Source organism: Membranihabitans maritimus (genome assembly GCF_021729145.1).
GTDB classification, from domain to species: Bacteria; Bacteroidota; Bacteroidia; order Chitinophagales; family Saprospiraceae; genus Membranihabitans; species Membranihabitans maritimus.
In genome coordinates, this window is the sequence record NZ_JAJSLW010000018.1 from 1 (window position 1) to 21587 (window position 21587).

At 37.7% G+C, this 21587-nt stretch carries 14 protein-coding genes; 5 read left to right on the forward strand and 9 right to left on the reverse strand.

Features of this window, described 5'->3' with window-relative positions; all coding sequences use genetic code 11:
- Positions 1-331: 331 nt before the first annotated feature.
- Positions 332-979 (reverse strand): YiiX/YebB-like N1pC/P60 family cysteine hydrolase, encoded by a 648-nt coding sequence (locus LVD47_RS18160; RefSeq protein ID WP_236979465.1) that lies wholly within the window; start codon positions 977-979, stop codon positions 332-334.
- Between the two features lie 185 nt (positions 980-1164).
- On the opposite strand from LVD47_RS18160, the gene LVD47_RS18165 reads away from it, so the two are divergent.
- The gene (locus tag LVD47_RS18165; protein ID WP_236979466.1) at positions 1165-2574 is read left to right on the forward strand and encodes an RNA-binding domain-containing protein; all 1410 of its coding nucleotides are present in this window, start codon (positions 1165-1167) and stop codon (positions 2572-2574) included.
- A gap of 679 nt (positions 2575-3253) precedes the next feature.
- Here LVD47_RS18165 and LVD47_RS18170 read toward each other — a convergent pair.
- The 6 genes from LVD47_RS18170 to LVD47_RS18195 all read right to left on the reverse strand — a co-directional run bounded on the left by LVD47_RS18170 (position 3254) and on the right by LVD47_RS18195 (position 14436).
- Positions 3254-4486 (reverse strand): hypothetical protein, encoded by a 1233-nt coding sequence (locus LVD47_RS18170; protein WP_236979468.1) that lies wholly within the window; start codon positions 4484-4486, stop codon positions 3254-3256.
- Complete coding sequence (locus LVD47_RS18175) at positions 4464-5201, reverse strand: SGNH/GDSL hydrolase family protein (protein ID WP_236979470.1); 738 nt, start codon at positions 5199-5201, stop codon at positions 4464-4466. The genes LVD47_RS18170 and LVD47_RS18175 overlap by 23 nt, the downstream gene beginning before the upstream one ends.
- 26 nt (positions 5202-5227) lie before the next feature.
- Positions 5228-8263 carry an FAD-dependent oxidoreductase gene (locus LVD47_RS18180; protein WP_236979472.1) on the reverse strand — a complete coding sequence of 1012 codons (3036 nt, stop codon included), beginning with the start codon at positions 8261-8263 and terminating at the stop codon, positions 5228-5230.
- Positions 8264-8307: 44 nt separating this feature from the next.
- Positions 8308-9759, reverse strand: coding sequence for a RagB/SusD family nutrient uptake outer membrane protein (locus LVD47_RS18185; protein WP_236979473.1), 1452 nt, complete (start codon positions 9757-9759; stop codon positions 8308-8310).
- Positions 9760-9778: 19 nt separating this feature from the next.
- Positions 9779-13099: a TonB-dependent receptor gene (locus tag LVD47_RS18190; RefSeq protein ID WP_236979474.1), complete on the reverse strand. Its 3321-nt coding sequence runs from the start codon at positions 13097-13099 to the stop codon at positions 9779-9781.
- Positions 13100-13203: 104 nt separating this feature from the next.
- On the reverse strand, positions 13204-14436 hold the full coding sequence (locus LVD47_RS18195) for a FecR family protein (RefSeq protein ID WP_236979475.1): 1233 nt from the start codon (positions 14434-14436) through the stop codon (positions 13204-13206).
- 90 nt (positions 14437-14526) lie between these two features.
- Between LVD47_RS18195 and LVD47_RS18200 the strand changes: the two genes are divergently transcribed.
- Positions 14527-14682 (forward strand): hypothetical protein, encoded by a 156-nt coding sequence (locus LVD47_RS18200; RefSeq protein WP_236979476.1) that lies wholly within the window; start codon positions 14527-14529, stop codon positions 14680-14682.
- A gap of 761 nt (positions 14683-15443) precedes the next feature.
- Here LVD47_RS18200 and LVD47_RS18205 read toward each other — a convergent pair.
- Entirely contained in the window at positions 15444-15737 is a 294-nt protein-coding gene (locus LVD47_RS18205) for a nucleotidyltransferase family protein (protein ID WP_236979477.1), read from the reverse strand.
- Positions 15738-15876: 139 nt separating this feature from the next.
- Between LVD47_RS18205 and LVD47_RS18210 the strand changes: the two genes are divergently transcribed.
- On the forward strand, positions 15877-16380 hold the full coding sequence (locus tag LVD47_RS18210) for a hypothetical protein (RefSeq protein WP_236979478.1): 504 nt from the start codon (positions 15877-15879) through the stop codon (positions 16378-16380).
- On the opposite strand, the gene LVD47_RS18215 is transcribed toward LVD47_RS18210, so the two are convergent.
- Positions 16337-16873: an RNA polymerase sigma-70 factor gene (locus LVD47_RS18215; RefSeq protein WP_236979479.1), complete on the reverse strand. Its 537-nt coding sequence runs from the start codon at positions 16871-16873 to the stop codon at positions 16337-16339. The two genes, LVD47_RS18210 and LVD47_RS18215, sit on opposite strands and share 44 nt — an antisense overlap.
- 155 nt (positions 16874-17028) lie before the next feature.
- Here LVD47_RS18215 and LVD47_RS18220 point away from each other — a divergent pair, with 155 nt between their 5' ends.
- Together LVD47_RS18220 and LVD47_RS18225 are read left to right on the forward strand one after the other, a co-directional pair.
- Positions 17029-17994 (forward strand): FecR family protein, encoded by a 966-nt coding sequence (locus tag LVD47_RS18220; protein ID WP_236979480.1) that lies wholly within the window; start codon positions 17029-17031, stop codon positions 17992-17994.
- Between the two features lie 150 nt (positions 17995-18144).
- Positions 18145-21567 (forward strand): SusC/RagA family TonB-linked outer membrane protein, encoded by a 3423-nt coding sequence (locus tag LVD47_RS18225; RefSeq protein WP_236979481.1) that lies wholly within the window; start codon positions 18145-18147, stop codon positions 21565-21567.
- The last annotated feature ends 20 nt before the right edge of the window (positions 21568-21587 follow it).

A 21587-nucleotide genomic window follows, 5' to 3' on the forward strand; every position in this document is an offset into this window, starting at 1 on the left:
ACTACTCTAAAGACAAAAATCGAACTTCACATTGTGAAAAAATATATTTGTTAAATCTTAATTCTTCCTAATGCGTATCCTTTCGGGACCCCGTAGTTATGACTATGTCTTCGTTTTCCCCTTCGTTATCGACGATTTTTCCCACCACATCGAACCCCGGCGATTCTGCCGGGACAGCCCGTCAAATTTATCGCATTTCGAGACCAAAACGTCCCGGATATAACCATTTCAAAGATAGTTTGTAAGAACATCCGTTCTAAACATCGACATAGGAAAAACGGAAATGATACATTGACAACACCAAGAATTACTGACCTCTAAAATTGACAGGTTATTGTATTTGATCCTCCGTAACCCTACCCAATATCTTTAGCTTTGGTGAGTTTGCCATTCCATTAGGATTACATCCGGGTAAGCCTTCGGGAATATCAATTCCCAACTCCTTATAATGATCTATCCAGGCTTTCGGAAATTCACCGGAATTTGCTGATTTAAAAGTCATCGACTCCAATTCAAATACTCCGAAATCTTCAAAAATAGTGTACACAAATTCAGAACAATAGTAGCCCGTATCTTCCAAAATATACGTAAAGTTATAAGGCTCCCCTATCAATGCCTCAGCGGCTAAAAGAACATCATCAAAGTCAACAAAAATCTGTGAGTCTACCCGATAAGCCACCACGTCTCTTTTTCCCTTATTCTTTACCGATTTGAATTCTTTCAACGGCTCACGAACCACTCCATTCTCCGAAGATGCATGAATCACATAGACGCTATCGTCTTCTATATCCACCACCCCCATATGTGAATAATTCGTGCCTTCGCTTGTTTGCGTTACGTCATTGATAGCCTGGGATAAAGAATCAGAAGTATTTCCGCGAAAGAGAATGTCTCCGTCCCGGAGTACAACCCGATCAAACTCCGAAGTATTACATGATACGACCACAAGTAGTATAATTCCCATAAATATCCGCATCATAATAATTGAGATTTACAGGTAAAGATAAGGAAAAAATGAAGTATTGGATTCGGAGAATAGATTGGAACCCACTTTTAGAGAACACATACAACAACAATCTTTCTCTTCTCATTTTCATATCGATCATAATTGTAAATAGATTATAAATCTGATCAAATAATGCCTACTTTTAAAGTTCATAAAAGATGACGCCAACACAACTCCAACATATCATCCAAAAAGGTGAAAGCATTGCCGTTGAGTTCAAAACCTCGATGAAAAAACTGAATAAAAATGCTTTTGAGTCTATATGTGCGTTTCTGAACCGAAGGGGTGGGCATTTGATATTAGGAGTGAACGACAAGAAAGAAATTACCGGAATCGATGAGCATGCTATCCGGCGAATATTGGATACCCTTGCCAAGAATGCCAATAATCCTCAAAAGCTCAATCCGCCTTATTATTTGTCTCCGGAAGTAATTGAAATCAAAGATAAGAAAATCATTGTCGTTTACGTACCGGAAAGTTCACAGGTCCATAGTACGGCCGGAAAGATATTCGATCGTAACGAAGACGGTGATTTTAACATCACCAACAATTCGGACCTGGTCACGCAATTGTTTTTAAAAAAGCAGAAAACCTATTCTGAGAACCAGGTATTTCCTTATGCAACTATTGATGAATTTAAACCTGAGCTGTTTGACAAAGTGAGAACACTAGTACGCAGTCAAGGCCCCAACCACCCATGGATATCCATGAGCAATGAAGAAATACTGAAGTCAGCCGGGCTATACAAACAAGATATCCAAACGGGAAAATCCGGCTATACGCTCGCAGCGATTCTTTTGTTGGGTAAGGATGAGGTTGTATTAAGTGTATTACCCCACCATAAAACAGATGCCATCGTACGGATTGAAAATATAGATCGCTATGATGACCGGGATGATATCCGGGTAAACTTGTTTGAAAGCTATGATCGTTTAATGGCGTTTATGATCAAACATTTACCGGATAAATTTTATCAGGAAGGAGACCAACGAATCAGTCTTCGGGATCACATATTCAGGGAAGTAATTGGCAACCTTTTGATTCATCGTGAATTTGCCAATGGTTTTCCGGCCAAACTCATTATTGAAAAAGACAGAGTATATACGGAAAACTGGAACAAACCGCACGGTCATGGCAATATTGACCCTGTTAATTTCACTCCTTATCCTAAAAATCCTATGATCGCCCGTTTCTTTAAGGAAATCGGTTGGGTGGACGAATTAGGTTCGGGGGTTCGCAAGGTTTTCAAGTTTACACCGTTATATACCCCCGGTGCAAAACCCGAATTTATTGAGCAGGATGTTTTTAAAGCGCTAATTCCTTTGACTACCCAGAAGACTACCCAGAAGACTACCCAGAAGACTACCCAGAAGACTACCCAGAAAACGGAAGACCGAATTGTAGCGCTGTTAAAAGAAAATCCCGAATTCAGTAGAACACAGATTGCGCAGGTATTGGGAGATATTACGGAAGACGGAGTAAAATACCATCTAAGCAAACTCAGGGAATCTGAAAAAATAGTAAGAATCGGACCTGACAGAGGCGGATATTGGAAAGTGATGGAGTAGCATTCATAAAAAGACATTGAAAAAAAAGTACAGTTGTTAGTATATTACACAATGATGCAACCTTGAATTAGTACATTTTTTGTAGCCTACTGACACTTTTTCTCTTTTTTACTCTATCGAACGCATGCACTTCACAGCATAAATGTTAATATTAGAGAACTAAAAATAGAACTGGGGGGCATTCAATTTTTTATGTAACTAACCTTCCCGATAATAAAAATATTAGCTACTCTGATTACCCTGGCGCTTTGTTTTCCTGAAGCTACTTCACAATTTCATCTTGCCCCTGTATTGGGCGCAAGTATTTCCAGTTTCCGGCAGAAATAAAACACTTTTTCTGATTTCACTAACATCAACTAATTTTAAGCAGGACTTCATTCAAAATTAGACATAACAAACAAATTTAGTATTGGCTTTGAAGTTCACTATTCGCAATAAGGTACTAAAGGAGACCTTTACCCCAAAAAACCAAAGTTGGATCAATCAAGTCGATTCCCAACTGGGGAGGTTGGCTGGGTCTGACCACTCACTTAGGCAAACTGCTTGTAAATTTTCGCTACCATCATGAATTTAGCCAATTGAGCGAGATCCAGCTTACGGATCTCAATGGTGAATCTACAGGTGAAAATGGTCAATTATATGACAAAACCTTCCAAATCGGTTTGGGGTATTGCATTTTTTAATTATTATCTCGTTTAACTTGGTTATGCAATAATTCTTCTTCTTTCGTGGCTTTATCTGCTTTTGAACGCTTTTGAAGTTCATTATGTTTTCCTAAAAATTCAAGAGCTTTATTTGTAAGAAATTTATTGTCATTTTCTATTAAGCTTTTTACCTGTTGAATCGCTTTGATACTTACTTGATTCATCTTTCCCAATAAACTTATAATTTCGACTTGCAAAATTACAGGAAAAAATAATAGGCGGTCTTCAAAATAAGATAATACGCTTGAATCTGGGTTTTCAGTTTCTACTAATTTCCGAAGAATTCGAGCCTTTATGTTATAATCATGAACTATATTGAATCTATTCAAAAGACTGGTTTGAATGCTTATACAGTTTAAATCATTGTCCGTCAATAGATCAAGGATATGTTTAGTGACAAAAAAATTATCTGGAGTTATTTTGTTGATTAGAGCAACCTTTAATTTTCGATACTTATCCTCTTCTATATCGACATGATTCAAAAGCCATGAAATATCACTTATATCTCCATATTTAATGAGATATATTCCACCTTCCGGAGTCATTGCTTCAACTGCCCTCTTTGCAATGAAGCGAGCAGTTTGACCGTTTGCTATATGCCAAAGAGTATAACAGGTATAAACTGCTCCTTCAACGCATACATCATTTACCACTTTTACCGTCGCTGAAGTAATTGCATCTATTCTTTTATCATTTATACCATTTGATTGAACTAAGTCCTCAATACTATATGTTCCTAAAACAGATTGTGGGTTGGCCAGCAATCGATCTAATTTTTTGTAATCAGTTTTGGAGAAGGGAATATGATCTTTTTTAGTTAAGATTTCATTGCTTGGCAATTCAAAACCAACATACCTCCCTGCCATATTCCAATATATATTAACCTCTATAGGTAAGCACTCACCGGTTTTGCATACATAAGTTTTAATATTTCGACAGTAACCTATTGGTAATCTTTCTTTTGAATACAGCACATAAATACAACTACTACTTATACTATCATCAAAAGGGAGTTCTAATTTATTTCGATCTGTTTTTGAAATAAAACTAAACGGCATAGTATCAAGACAGACAATATTTTCAGAATTGATACAATTTACATTCCCATATTTCGATTTAATGATTAAATATTCATTACTCCCATATAGATAAACAAATACAGTAAGGAATCCTGAAATAACATTTTTAGTATTGATTAAGATATTCACAAATCATTTGTTTTAATTGTCCTGGATAGGTTTCCCCTTTTGTCGATCCCTCTCCTTTGACATTTATCCCATACGTTATAGAATCACCAAAGCATATAATCTTTAAACCATTCTTTATCTTATTTCCATTTTGCAAACTGTGAAATACTTCTCTTGCAATAATTCGATACCCCAGGCCAGTGGGGTGAACACCGTCTCTTGAACCGCTGTTATTTCTATTTCTTATGCATTTATCTTTATCGTGATTTGGTACTCCCAGTTCTACATAATATTTAAAAATATCGACAAAGGAGGTATTATATTTTTCTGATTTTTCTTTTAGTATTGCATTAATTGTTTGAAGCTTAAAATTTGGGGGATCAAAGAATTTATTCTTATCGTGTCTTTCAAATAAGTATACGGAATCAACTGGAGGTGGACTCACAAATAAAACACCTATTTTATTGATGTGAAATATCTTAATAAGCTCCTCTATGTTTTTTCCGAAAGCGTCATATGAGATCATTTTGGAGGTATTAACCATTTCATTTGTACCAATCATAACGACAACCCAATCCGGATTCTGAGATACCACATCCTTTTGAACTCGCGAAATCAACTCAAAAGTGGTATTCCCCCCTACCCCGGAATTTATAATCTCTAAATCACATTGACTAAAGCAAAAAAAGGGAATCAATAATACATTAAGCAAAAAATATGTCCTAGTTAAAAACACTTCATTATATATTTAAAAAGGATTCATTAATAAAGTTTTCTTTCAGACATTCGTAGTACTCCGCTCGCATGCCGGTAGAAATGACCTCTGAGGTCTTTGGAATAATTAATAAGTATTTCCTTCCCTAAGCCTTTATAATCCCCGCATCTATACAGTGCTCTTGCCAATATCAGCTCTCTTAATGAATTTCTTCTTATTACATTATCCAACAAACTAGGTTGAATAATTCTTTTAGAAAATACCTTTTCATTGATTTCTTTCGAAGTAATAATATCCGGCATTGAATGCCCACTCATACCTTCCATTATTAATAAGTCATAAAGAGGTTTTGCACCTTCTTTTCTTTCAATCATTTCCAGTGCTTTACTTACCGCCCTAAAATGAGAAAAAGCACTTTCAGGGTTTAATTTTTCTGCAAGCCTGACAATAGTAGATAATGCGTTTTTTTTCTTTGTTTTGCCAAGAGCAATAATCAAACTGTCAAGATAGCTCATACTTGCCCCAAACTGTCCACCGGCTGCTTTAAATTCCCAACCCTCATCCCAGTCTTCATAAGAGTCTATTTTCTCCTGAAGCACTTGCCAGCCCTCATCATTGCCACACATTCCCAAAATCAAAGCATATAACAATCTATCGGATTCAATACGAGAGGAATTGAATTTAGATTCCAGTACTGGAATAGATTTATTTTTGTCCCAAAGAATAATTTCCAAACCTTGTAAATCATTCACTACGTTGTCAGAAGCTGCTTCTATCATTTCTAAAGTCGGTGGGTAATTGTCCCGATCTGTGATAACCGCATTGGGTAAGCTTTCAATTTTTACAAGTTCTTTTTGAAGCGCTTTAATATCTACATATCTTATATACTGATTTTTTTTAGCTACCATGGAGGAAGCCCACCCTACTGCATAACCCTGATTTTGTAAGCACGCTTGCATTCTTATAACAGGCATAGCATCCCTGTGAGCACTCGCTCCCAACCCTGTAACAATAATGCCTTCTAATCCTTTCGGCAACAAAGATCTGAAAGGCACATATGCTTTTACATCTATTCCTCCCAATTCTGGAGGTTTCAGTGCAAAAAATGGTTCTTCAGTAAAACCATGTGTATCAAAAGAACTTTGATGAATTGAGATGGTATCCGGATAAGTCCTTCCGTTATAGATATCGAGAGCCGACACAGTAAAATCTCCGACCACCCTGCGTCGTTCACGTGTCTGCGGTAATTTCCCAATATCATATTGATCTTTAAATTTATCCTTTGCAACTATAAATGCACGCCACACATCCAACATGTCGGTATCATCTATGTATGTCCAATCCGTATTATTATAAAAATCATCAAAATTCTTATATGGCAATCCTGAACCCTGCACTGCAACAGAACTTCCATCCACATATGCAAAATCTGCTCCTGCTGAAATTGCAATATCTGCGCCTCCGGTAGAATCAATAATAGTATGTCCCAATACTACTCCTTTTCCATATGGAGTAGCCACAACTACACCTTTGACCCTTCCTTGATCTACATAAGCTCCACATCCTATAACCCCAAACCAAATCGTACCTCCTGAGTTTCTAATTTCTCTTCTGTAATATTCGATTTTCCAATCAAACACCCATTCTCCCAAATTGTCTTTTTTTCTTGTAGTATCCTCCCCCATTTCACTTACTCCAACATCAATTTCACGGGTAAATCCCTTGCGATACCCGTGATAATATTTCCCCACCATCCCAAAAGTCCCTATCCCCCCCAATCCATGCATATATTCTACAACCAAAGTATTAGCATTGTGACTTGCAGCACCGATTGTTGCAGGAGCACCGGACGTCCCTCCTCCTACAACTATTGTATCATACTCACCAAAAACTGGAAGGAAAGTTTCATTAGCCAATACTACTCCTTTGTTAAGCCTAGGTCGTAGTCCATCCAAAAGTTCGCCCACATCTCCCGAAACAACATCATAATCTCCCAAATCACCTTTAACACTTAAATTGGGATTATTAATTATTGTCGAAGATAAAACCGCTGAAGCTTTTCCTACTTGATCGGCAATTTGCAACATTGCCAATGGTTCTAACAATTGTTCCGCCAATTCTCTAGGAATATCGGCGCATCCTCCAAGTACGAATAAGTTTTCTTTATTTTTAGGTATAAAAGCATCTAAATCCAACTGATCGATAGTTAAGTTTTTGCTGCTAATTTTCTTCTTTGATACTACAGGGTCGGAAGGCACGAAAAAAAGCAGATCTCCTGAATCTACCTGACTGGCATTCCAGGTCAAGTCACGAATTTTTTGTTCGGCTTCTGCAAATGAAGCAAATGAATCATCCCGCATATCAACGGGAATCGAATATTCATAAGCATTATACGATTGATCCTTGAATATCAAAGGTTCAGGAAGCTGGTGTAACTTCATCCCCTTAGAATGATTTGCTTCTCTTCCTACAGTTATAAATTTAAATACTTGTTTTCCTTTCGGAAACCTTTCAAACTTTGCTCTACTCATCCTCGCTACCACAGCTCTAGGTGTAGCGTCAATTATTGTTTTTGCAAGAATAGCCTGACTTCCAGATCGATTGGAAATAATTATTCCTGAAAGAAGATCTTGTTTATCGGTTACCACATCGGCAACAAAACTGGAGTATAAAAAGTCTACCCCATTATCAATAAGCTCCTTGTCCAGAGTACGCTTCACGTGCAATGGGGTTGGTATTCCATTCTTATAGAGTTTGTCTGAGATTGGATGTTTTGGGATCTGTGTTCGAGGCCAAAAACGATAAGTTCCACATATATCATCACCCAGATAGGGCAAATCTGTAACAAGGCACACCTTAGCCAGATTTTGAGATGCGGCAACTGCTGCTGAAATAGCGGCTGTTGAACCGCCAATCACAACTACATCTACATCATAAGCGACTGGAATTGATCTTTCTGATTGATTGCAATATTTAACTGTTTCTTTTGAAACAGAACCCAAATCTGAAAAAGCTTGCAACGGATTATAAGATAATAAAGTAGCACCTACAGTTCCAGCCTGCAAAAATTTTCTTCTCTTCATAATTTTTGATTTTATAAAAAACTACACTGCTTACGAATCCTTAATCAGTACCCCGGATTTTGGTCGGCTTTACTTATAGCAGGATTATTATTAATTTCATTTTCAGGAATTGGCCAAAAGAATCGCTCATCAATGAATGTTTTGCCAACCTTGGCAAAAGCTTCTTTCACTCGCCCGGTTCTTTTCAAATCATACCACCGTCTTCTTTCGAGAATAAACTCATATCCCCTTTCGCGTAAAACCACATTACGAAACTCTTCTTTTGTCATTCCGGAACTAAAATCAACAGGTGAACTTTGTTCAGGATCATACCCGTAAGCCCTGCGTTTAACCATATTGAGCCTTTCCAGAGCTAATTCCGATGGTCCCCCCTGGACCATATTTGAAGCTTCTGCGTATATTAACAAAGCCTCAGGATATCTAAAAACAGGGATTGAATAAATTGACTGACCATCAGGCGTTTTAATAAATTTTTTAAATAAAATAGGAGATGTTGATGGTAGAGAGACCAACTCCCCATTTCCATCCTGATAATGGGTGTATAGATTAAAGTCCTTTCGTAGATCTTGATCGTTCCAATCATTACCTATCCATGAATTTGAATCTGGTAACCAGGCATAATAGCCACTTCCCAAATTCCAGGGCAAAGCATTTGCCCGGTGCATAAAGGTCGCTACTGCGTACTGAACCGTAGTTGAATGGTGAACAGACATAACATCTTCTGATGACGTTTGGGTCGCAAATATTTTATAAAAATCATTGGGTTTATTAATAGATACCAAAGAATACACTTCACTATTAATAATGTCACTAGCCTTTTCTGCAGCTTTTTCCCATTCTTCAAGGGTCAAATAAACCTGTGCCAAAAGCATCTTTGCCGCCCATTTAGATGCTTTACCGGTATTCTCTCCCACATCATTTGGAAGACTCTTTTCAGCGAATGAAAGATCTTCAACGATCAAATCATAAACTTTATCCTCTGGCTCTCTTGGAGCTTCTAACGTACTAAAGTCATTTGGGGCATGCAATCTAATAGGAATTGGACCAAAATTCCTGACTAAATTAAAGTAGGACATTGCCCTTAAGAATCTTGCTTCAGCAATTATCCTATTCTTAGAATTTTCAGAAATATCCATTACGTTCGGAACATTATCCAAAACATCATTGGATCGATTAATAGTATTGTAAAAGGAATTCCAACAAGCCGCAGCGTAGTTGATACCACGAAAATCCAAGAGTTGATCAAAATAAGAAATAGGTCCTTGCCCTCCCCTTCCATTTAAATAATCTCCATGTAAAACTTCCATGAGATAAACCTCTATGCTAAAATAATTGGGGCTTAGAGTAGAATAAACTCCATTGATCGCTTTTTGGGCATCACTTTCATTCTGGTAAAAGTTTACTTTTGAAATAAAATCCTTAGGAACTTCCTCCAGAGAATTTTCACAGGAGGTATGCCACATAATAAATACTATCGCCAATAAAATATTTTTCATTATTCTTAAATTTTTTCAATTAAAAATTAAATCTTACTCCTACTGAAAAAACCTTACTCATGGGGTATGCACTTTCATCGACTCCTGTTGTTAAACGGTTCTCTATATTATTTGAATCCGTACCTGCAGTATTTACATCAGGATCAATTCCGGGATAACTTGTTACTGTAAATAGATTAGTACATAAAAAATAGATTTGAGCTCTTTCGACAAATTTCTTGACTGATATATTATATGCCAACCTCATGGATTTCATCCTGAAATAACTACCATTTTTTACAAATCGGTCCGAATCACTTATTTGACTCGATGAACTAACCTTAGGGTATTTTGCATTCGGATTGGGATTTTCCGCTGTCCAGTAATTCCCATATAAGTCTGCAAACTGATTAGAACCACGTTGAAATGAATTTAAATGAGTAGCAGCTGTAGCCCACCAGAGATTGTTTCCATTAACTCCTTCTAAAAAAATACTTAAATCGAAATTTTTATACGAAAAATTGGATGTGAGTCCGTAAATAAAATCAGGATAAGGATTACCAATAATGGTCCTATCTTGTATATTAATTTCACCATCATTGTTTAAATCAACATATTTTATGTATCCTTCTTCGTTAAGCCCGTTCTCAACGAAACCATAAAAGACACCTAAAGGTTCCCCCTCTCTTGCTAGACTTATATTTCCAAAAATCCCAACACCACCTCCATATATATCCGCCCCTCCTGCTAATTCGACTACTTCATTCCTGTTTACTGAAAATTGAGTCGAAATATCCCATTTGAATTCGGTTCTTAGAATATCTGCCCCTAGTGAAAGTTCAATTCCTTGATTTTGAATTTTTCCAATATTTTGAAGACTAGAGGTGAACCCAATAGAAGGAGGTAAAGGAACCGAGGCTAAAAGATCAGAAGTACTTTTCTTATAATAATCAAATGTTAACTTCAGTCGCTCATCAACCATCTCTATATCAAATCCAACATCAAACTGAGTAGTTGACTCCCATTTCAAATCACTATTGGCAATTCCAGCAGGCGCAAACCCTATTTCTTCAGTATGATTGCCATAAACTACTCGTTCAGCGCTAAGTCTATTTAAAGATTGATAGGGTGAAACTGCAGTATTGCCTGTAACTCCATAGCTAGTACGTATTTTTAAGTAGTTAATAAACTTTATATTTTGCATAAAAGATTCTTCCGTAACTCTCCATGCAAAAGCTCCTGATGGGAAAAGTCCCCACTTATTATTCTTTCCAAATCGAGATGATCCATCCCCCCTTATGCTAGCGGTTAATAAATATTTATCATTAAAAGAATAGTTTAGCCTTGATAGCCAGGATGCCAATGTCCATTCCGAATATCCAGATATTGGATTATTAATAATTTCTGCGGACCCCAAATTATAATTCTCGGTAATGTTATTTGAAAAGCCTCTTACACTAGCTGAAAAGCTCCTGGCTTTATACGTTTGATATGTAAAACCACCAAGTAATTTAAAATTGTGATTCTCATTTATATTCTTAGAATATGTTAAAATATTTTCTGTTAAAAATGAATTTTGGGTATAACTCGATTGAGCCCCTGATCCTATATCACCATCATATACGATTGGGATATAATCATCCCCACTTTGATCATCGTATTCGATTCCAATTAGTGTCTTAAAGGATATTTCATTTGTCAAATCTACATTCACTGATGTATTCCCAAGCACAGTATTATTCAAAACATTATTTTTTCTCGGCGGAAAGTAAATAGCCGGATTCTCCATTCCAATTGAACCGAAAGAATACACCTGACTAATTCTCACTATTCCACCTTCTTCATCATAAATTGGTAAAGTAGGAGGTGCAGCCATTGCTCCTGAAAGCATGCTCCCCCCATGTGCACTATTATCAACAGGGACACTTTCTCTTTCTCTCCTTGCCAAATTTGTATTTACCGCCCATCTGATTTTATCACTAAATTTATGGTCTAGGTTCAAGCGAAAAGACCCTTTTTCAACTCCAGAATATTTGATTATTCCATTTTGACCAAAGTAATTGCCAGATAGAGCAAACCTTGTTTTGGAAGTCCCGCCAGAAAACGTTAAAGTATGATTATTTAGCGGAGCATCTCTGAATATAAAATCTTGCCAATTCGTTCCAGGTCCCTGCACTTCATTCAAATCAAAATATGGCTCTTGTCCTGAATTTACTAACCATTCATTTGCAACTTCTGCATATTGTCTTGCATTCAACATTTCATAGCGATTAGTTTCAAATTGAATTCCGTATTGACTATGAATTTCAATTTTACTTTTTTGATTAGTACTTCCTTTTTTCGTACTGATCATAACTACACCATTCGCCCCTCTGGCTCCATAAATTGCTGTTGCTGATGCATCTTTTAATATATCAATTGATTCAATATCGGACGGATTAAGGAAACTAATATCTCCGGTAATTGGAAATCCATCTACAACATACAGAGGTTGATTACTTCCAATCATTGAATTCCCCCCTCGAATACGTACCTCAATTCTGCCCCCTGGTGTTCCTGAATTTTGTCTAACAGTTACTCCGGCAGCTTGCGATTTAAGAGCCTGTTCAACGTTATAAGAAGGCACTGCTTCCAATGCTTCAGTCTTAACTTGTGAGACAGCACCCGTCAAATCACTCTTCTTCTGCACTCCATACCCCACTACCACCAACTCATCCAGCGTCTCCGCATCTTCCATCATTTGAATACTGATTTCGGTTTGTCCGTTTACATCAAGCTCTTGTGTCTGATACCCCACGTATGAAAAAATCAAAACATCATCTTCCCCTGCATCTATGGAGTATCCACCGTCAAAATCCGTCACTGTCCCACGCGTAGTTCCTTTTACCTGAATATTTACGCCTATCAAAGGATCACCGCTTCTGTCCGTCACCTTCCCGATTATTGTCAATAGCAGATTTACAGTTACTGGTCGCATTACTCGACGTAATGGTAAGGGACGTAATCCTTTTGAAGGCTCTAAGATTTTTAGCCGCTCCGGAGGCTTTCGTGTAAATACAATCTGATCTTTCAAAATGGTGAACGAAATAGGAGAATCACTAAACATTTCTCCAAGGACATTTTCAACTGTTTCATTTCGAACTTTAAGAGACATTTTTCGAGATAGGTTGATAACGCCTTTTTCAAAGAAAAATCGGTAATCGGTCTGTACTTTAATTTCTTCAAGAATCTCATCCAGAGAGGCATTTTTCACGTCAATATTGATCCTTTCCTGCCCAAATCCCGTGGCAGCGGTTATTTGCATAACACAAAAAAACGTTAAAAACACCGATAGCTTCATCTTAAGGTGCTTGATTTTCATACCTTTATTAATGGTTTATGGTTAGTAAATTTATTTATTAATCATCTTGAGGGAAATGTGCCACCATTTCCCTTTTTGATTTTTCTGGTCCTGACCTTTTTATTTCATTTTTCTGATGTATCTTTTATTGTTATTAATCCATTTTCAATACTATAATCAAACGGCTTGCCCGTTGCAAATACCTCTAAAACGTCTTCTATATTTTCGTCTTCAAGCTGAAAATCCCCGTAAAACCGGGCATTTTCAAGTGTTTTACTTTTATTAATAATCGTCACACCGTAACTCCTCTCTACTTTTTTAATGATCTCATCAAAAGGTTCATCAACAAATACCAACCGATTGTCTTTCCAGGCGATATAGCTCAAGACATCCACCTGTTTTTTATCCCATTCATCACCGGTTTTGTGGTAAGTGACCAAATCTCCCGGCTTTAATGTGAGGTCCTGACGGTCCGTTTCAGATTGGTTATTTACCATTTCTAATTCTACAGCCCCTTCTACCAACACTGCCCTAACAGTATTATCCTCATCGTAAGCAGATACATTAAATTCCGTTCCCAACACTTTGACATTCATTTCATTGGTATGTACGGTAAAAGGACTATTCTCATTACGAGTTACGGAAAAATAAGCCTCTCCATTTTCCAATTCGACTTCCCGGGTTCCACCCTTCCCAAAAACAACGGGGTAACGAATAGTACTACCGGAATTAACATGGATCCGGGTTCCATCCGACAACGTAATCCCAAACCTTTTGCCGTGCGGAACCGTCAGCCGGTTGTACGCTGTCTCTTTATTGGTTGATAGGCCATCACCAGGACTGTAAATCAATTGATCTTTGCTTTTTGAAATAACTTGCGAACCGTTGCTTCCACTAATGGTATCGTTCCCCGTAATGTCGAGAATCCGTGTACTACCATCTGCTAACTGCAGAACGATCTCATCTCCACTCTCCTTCATAAAAGGTTCCGGATGTTCTTTGAATCCAACTATGTAAACTGCGTAGCCGGTTAAAACAAGACCTATAAAAACAGCGGCATACCTTACAATCCATGATATTTTCAGGACACTTTGTTTCTTTTCCTTACCAGATTTTTTCGTATTACCATCTACAGAGTTATATGATTCCATACCCACAAGCAAACGATCCCATGATTGGTCATTGTCCAAATATTCTGACGGTATTTGCCCGGTATCTTCACTCATTTCACGCATTTGATCCAATAAAGCCTGCAATCCCGGATCATTCTCCGTTTCGTTTTCCAAAATGGATTTCTCAGCAATCGTCAATTCTTTGCCCTGAATGATTTTTAGGTATATGTTGTGAAGTTCACTCATTAATTTTTGTACGTCTCTTTATCTGTTAGAGTCTAAAAAATTAAAATGATGTGAACGAAAGAATAATTTTTTCAAAAAAAATTTTAAATAGTGCTTTGTGAACTAAGTTGCTATGGTGTAAGTTGCGGGAATTTTGGCGCAGATCGAGGCGCAACGAGGAAAGATAGCCGGTCCCGATTTCTATCGTATTGGGAAGAATTAAGATTTAACTTACCTGCCCGCCAGGCAGGCGGGTATGACGATTAACAATGTTAAATTATGGGACATTAACAGTAGCTTTGATCAGCTTATTTAACTATTTTTTATCCTTTTGTCTTGACACAAAAGGATGAAAAGTCAAGACAAAATAATTGCTCTTTCACATGGCAGGCACCCGCCCCCTCGTATTTTGTCGATTGCTCGCGCGCATTTCTTGCATTAAAAATAACTGGTATAAAAGTTATGCATTGGACTCGATTAAACAATATGCAGATCTTGAAATGACTGCAATTACACCTAAGAAAAATAATTTATTCATTACTATCCTTGAAATATACCTGCCACCTTAAACTTTAATAGAAAGCAGGTTGTAATTTATGTACGACTTTTTTTCTTTTTCAACAGCATATGTAGCAAAAGGGCGTTAAGAATTTTCGAAGCCCTGGAGAAAATTTAGCTCTTTTGATACGGTTTTTGCTTGGGGGAAAGCAAAAAATGCCTTTGAAAAAGTGCCCTTTCTTTTGTTTCGTTTTCTTTGGGCACGCAAAGAAAATGAAAAGCCACAACAATAATTTGATTTTATAGTCATTTATAAGCACTTTGTTCGATCATATATATCACTACAAGTATTTAATCAATAGCATATTACATAGTCACAAACATAATATATGTTAACATTTACTTCATCCGTATGCGTTTTCTATCGGGATGACTGAGAAGCAACGAAGAAATGCACCAAAAGATCAAGACTTGGCATCAGGAGAATATCCTCAAGATATAGTAAATATGACCTTCTTTCCCTCTTCAATTTATATATACTGTACTTGTTCCAAAATAAGGTCTCTCAGTTGTTTTTTGAGTCCATTTTTTGTAACCAGATCCACTTTTCGATCAAAGAGCCGTTCCAGGTATATTTGAAGTGAAAAAAATTTCCATCCGATAGGCTTCTTAAGTTCGACAAGTAAATCTATATCGCTATCCTTATTAAAAGAGTCGCCCAAGGAGGACCCAAACAGTCCGATCTCTTTTACCGAATAATCACTAAAAAGAATGGGTTTCACTTCTTTTAGCTTGGATAATATGTCATTTTTTGTAAGAAACATAAATTAAAAATAACAAAATTTGGTCACTCCAACAAACATCATAAAAGATGCAGTCGGTTGATAAGGATATGATTATTTACAAGTAGAATCATATTTCATTACCATTTGTTGTGCTATCCATGAATGCCATTTTGGTTTTGTGGCAAACGACGAAATGATGTTCAATGATTACGGGAAAATTGCCCATCAAGAATGGATTCGGTTGAAAGAACGGTTCCCCCGTTTCCAGTTGGACGTGTTCCAGATCATGCCCAATCATATGCACGCCATTTTGGTATTGGATGATCTTGTAGGGGCAACCCTTGCGGTTAACCCTGATGATGGGGTAGAAACAAACGATAGGTCATGTGACGATAGGGCACAGGCAAGCCGTCCCCTATGGTTGGGGATAACATTGGGGCATATAAATCCCTGGTGGTCAACGAATGTTTATCGATATACAAATCACGAAATGAAATCATGGGGAAATTATGGCAACGTAATTATTATGAACATATCATCCGGAATCAGCAATCATATCAGAAAATTTCCAATTACATCATCAACAATCCGGTCCATTGGCAAACGGATAAATTTCACAAATAACCCTCCCGGTTGCCTTACCGCCCAAACTCTGACGCCAATTTTTCACGAAGGGTCCTGAATGCCCTAGTCATGTGGGTACGTACCGTGTTGATTGACACACCCAGGTCTTCCGCCGTATTTGCATAGGTCTTACCGTATAACACGCAATGAACAAAAACTTCCCTGCATTTTTCCGGAAGCTTATCTATTTCCAAATATATTCTTTGTTTAAATTCAATATCCATCAAGATCCCGTCATCAGCAGACAATAAATTCTCCATGCCCTGAATATTTTTTATCTCCTTCTTTTGTGAAATATATTTCAGTGAGGTATTTCGAATAATTTGAAAGCAGTACGACGTGAGATCCGATCGAACCGAATAATAACGTTTGTTTCTCCAGAAATCCATGAAAAAATCCTGAACAATATCTTCTGCAGCCTGGGGATTTTTCACAATACTATTGGCCCAAAGCAATAAACGATTGTGGTAATATCTAAAAAACACCTCAAATGCCTCTTTATTGTCATCCTGTTGGAGTCCAAATAGTATATCCTCAGGTGATCTCACCATATTTCAGAATAGTTAGAATGCAATAAAATTAAAAAATTAAAAAAAAAAAAAACATTTACGTAGTCCTGTTTTGATAAATTCTTGTATAGAATTTACAAAGGATAAATTCCAATGAAAGTTGGATTGTAAAGGATACTTCACAAATCACTATATAAATGAAAAGGGAAATACAATTATTATTGCAAAAATATCTGGAAAACAGATGTACTGAAGAAGAATTGGATCAGCTTTTTTCATATATGGCAAACCTTTCCCCTCATGAAGCGGAAGAGACAACAAGAAAACTGTGGAATTCTACACAATTCGTCCCATCTTCAGGTTCCGAACTGGAAATATTCAAGCAAAATATACTCCACAAAATCCAGTCAAACGACAATGAAAACTTTCGCAGTAAAAAGCAAAAGTCCCATATCACTCTTTTTATTACGACAGCTGCATGTATAGCTGTGATTATAACTTTCTTTTTCCTGGTATATTTACCTAAGGGTACCAATCCCATAACTATAGGCACCCTGGCTTCGGAACACAAAGAAATCAAATTACCCGACAATACCATTGTCACACTCAATGAAAACTCGCAAATCAGCTATTCTCCCGGCTTTTCCTCCCAGGACATCAGAACTGTAGAGCTGAAGGGAGAAGCCTATTTCAATGTTACTAAGGATAAAAAGAACAATAAACATTTTCAAGTCAAAACCCAAGGATTGACCATTGATGTTCTGGGAACTATATTTAATGTGAAATCTGACGAAAAAATGACGAGGATTTTCCTGGAAGAAGGCTCTATTCGACTTAAGATGGAGAATAATAGCCAACTTCTCATGCAGCCCGGGGAAGTAGTCACCTACTCCAATGAAGAAAACAAGATACTGTCATCAGAAGAGACCAAACCCCTCGTAGAAACTTCCTGGAAGGACAACATCATATTTTTTGACAAATTGCCACTCAGGGAAGTTATTTCTGAGGTAGAAAAAATGTATGATGTTAATCTGGTATTTGAACAATTACCAAAGCTTGAAAAGAAGATTAATGCCGGAATTCCCAAGAATGACCTGGAAACGACCATAAAGTCATTAGAAAAAATATTGGGAACCAACATAAAAATAAAGGATATGAAATAAAATAATTGTCGAAGCTTCCGTGAAACATACCTGGTTTGCCTGCCAAGCTTCAACCGGGATATCGAGAATAGTGAAGCTCCGACAATTAATTACTTAATAAATTGAAATAGTAAAATTATGGAATGTAAAGTTCTACACAAAAGTTTAAAGATGATTCTATTCATTTTTTTTGCGGCCCTTTTCAATTTACAAATCCAGGCTAGTCCCGGAAATGGACAGGAATTGCCAAATGAAGTACAACTTTCTAAGGCCTTGGATATTGTTAGTGAAAAGTACAACGTCGTTTTTTCTTATGAATGGGAACTGATTAAAGACCTGGAAGTAAACCTCCGACTTGATTCAAAAACAGAGTTAGGCGACTTAATCCAGAAAATTGCGAGGGAAACCAACTTGACCATTGAAAAAATCTCCAACAATTTCTTCGTGGTATATAAAGGGGATTCTGAAGCTGAAAACGATTCGAATTCACAATCGGGTGCACTGCCACGTCTCCAGAAAGACTGGAATGTCGCACCCCTGCAAGATGGTTATTCTATTTTTAGTCGAAAAAAATCTGTAAACCCGATTTCCGGTACCGTTGTAGATGAAAATGGTGAACCATTGATCGGGGCGACCGTACAGGTCAAAGAGGAACCCGGGAAGGGAACCGTCACTGATTTTGAAGGGAATTTTTCATTTGGAGATATCTCTCCAACTTCTACATTAGTGGTATCTTACATAGGATACAAAACAATAGAAGTGCCCGTTAATGAACGATCCGAAATCCAAATCACTTTAGAATCAGATTCCCAAACACTTGACGAGGTAATAGTTGTAGGATACGGAACCCAAAAGAAAAGCGATTTGACAGGTTCTGTCCAAAGACTTAATGGAGAAGATTTTAAAAATCAAAACGTAACACAAGTTGGGGAAATGTTGGCAGGAACCATTGCCGGATTTTCAGCGAATCAAAGTGCTGCACCGGCAGGTGGTAGTTCTATGGAAGTGCGAGGTCCTACCTCATTGACAGCTGGCACCTCACCTATGATTGTACTCGACGGTGTAATATATAACGGAAGTTTGCGCGATATCAATCCGGCAGATATTGAGACTATTGACATCCTCAAAGATGCCAGCTCGGCGGCTATTTTTGGAGCCAAAGCTGCTTCCGGAGTTGTTCTCATCACTACTACGAAGGGTACTTCCGGCAAACCGGTTATAAGCTATTCTTCAAAAATAGGCGTTTCTACACCTACGTACGAAAGACGACCATACTCACCACAGGAATATGTAGATTTCCGGGCAGATTATTTCAGGACGATTAACCCCGGCCAAAATTATAATTACTACACAAACCCCGATAATCTTCCAGGAGATGTAAGCCTTGATGAATGGAGAAATATGAGTGAAAGTCCATTACCGGATAACACTAATGAATATCTTAGGCGATTGAATTTCTTTCCCATCGAACAGGAAGAATATAAAGCAGGTAGATCAACAGACTGGTACGATGTGGTATTTAGGAACGGTGTCCGCCAAACGCATGATTTGAGCCTAAGCGGCGGATCAGAAAAAAGCAGTTATTACTGGTCTTTGGGCTACGTAGATAACGAAGGGCTGAGACTGGGTGATGAATATTCAGCTATAAGATCACGAATGAATGTGGATTTTGAAGTCTCGGATTGGTTGAATGTAGGAGTAAATGCTCAATTTTCAGATAGAGACGAAGGGGGAGTCCCTGGCAGCTGGAATATTTATTCCAACAGTCCTTTCGGAAGAGAATTTGACGAAGAGGGAAATGTAGAACGATTGGCACACGGACATACATTTCACCCATTGATTGATTATTACCGGGATGATCGGTTTCGAAAAGTAAATAGCTTATTTGCAAATTTATACGCAGATGTCAACCTTCCTCTGGGAATTGAATATCGATTGTCATTTCAACCAAGGTATGAAACAATGAAAGACCTTTACTTTAGGTCAACATCCGTTGAACTGGGCGGGGATCCTGCTCAGGACCTAAGTATGGGTGACCGACAGGAATATTCAAGACAAGAATGGATCCTTGACAATATTCTTAAATGGAATGAAACATTCGGCATTCACAATTTCGATGTGACACTTTTGTACAGTGCCGAACAAAATAAATATTGGAGTACAAGCCAATCCAATCAGAATATTACCCCCAACGAACAATTGGGGTATCACGGACTACAATTTGGTGATGGTCCTGCCATTGACAATGAAGATCGAATATTTACAGGAGAGGCATTAATGGCCCGGTTGAACTACACACTTCTAGACAAATACTTACTTACGGCATCCGTTAGAAGGGATGGATTTTCCGCTTTTGGGCAAGAACAACCCAGGGCTACTTTCCCAGCTGCAGCCCTTGCCTGGCAGGTGTCAAGAGAGAATTTTTACAATGAAAATTGGTTTATTAACCGTTTGAAAATGAGAATTTCCTGGGGTAGTAATGGGAACCGGGATATTGGGATATACTCGGCCCTGGCTCGTCTAAGTTCTGATTTGTGGTTTGATGGATCTACTCCTAGGGTAGGCTTGTTCAATTCTACTTTAGCTAATCCGGGATTGGTTTGGGAAAAAACCAACTCATTCAACGTGGGAATTGATCTTGGGTTTATAGGTAATCGAATAGATATAAGTATTGATGCTTACGATGCTACAACCACAAATCTCTTAATGAACAGAAGGCTTCCAAGCCTTACCGGATTTTCTAATGTAACAACCAATCTTGGAGAATTAAATAATAAAGGATTGGAATTAACCGTCAATTCTGTCAATATTAATTCCTCAAAAATAAACTGGAACTCGAATTTTGTCTTTTCACTCAACCGCAACAAGATTGTCTCTCTTTTCGGAGATATGGGAGAGTATACCTTGTTGGGCGAAACACAAGTTGGGGAATTACCCGATTATACGAATCAGTGGTTTCCCGGATATGCTATTGATGCGGTATGGGATTACGATAGAACAGGTGTATGGCAGCTTGGAGAAGAAGACGAAGCCGCTCAATATGTGATGAGACCCGGGGACTTCAAATCCGTTGATGTTAATCAAGACGGTATATATCGGGCAGAAGACGATAAGCAATTCATCGGATTTTTACAACCAAGGTTCAGATTAGGATTGGGAAATGATATTAACTTCCTTGACAATTGGTCTTTATCAATATTTTTGAGGGCTGATTTGGGTCATATTGGTGAGGAATCCGGGGCTTTAAACGGAGGAAATGAATCCAACGACCGCAGGGGAAGGAATGTTGGCCCGCTTCCTTATTGGACACCGGAAAATCCTATTAACGACTATGCCAGATTGGACTTACACACCGGAGGATACGGTGGAGGAATAAAGATTTACAGGTCGAGATCATTTTTTAGGGTACAGAATATCTCTTTGTCGTATTCCGTGCCAGAAGAAGTCATCGAACGGATAAAGCTGAAAAACTTACGGATTTTTGGGGCAGTTAGAAATATTATAACTGTAACGAAATGGCCGGGATGGGATCCTGAATCCGGTAATACCCCAATGCCTCAGACCTATAATGCAGGAATAAGTCTTTCACTTTAAATTAAATTTAGTCATCTATA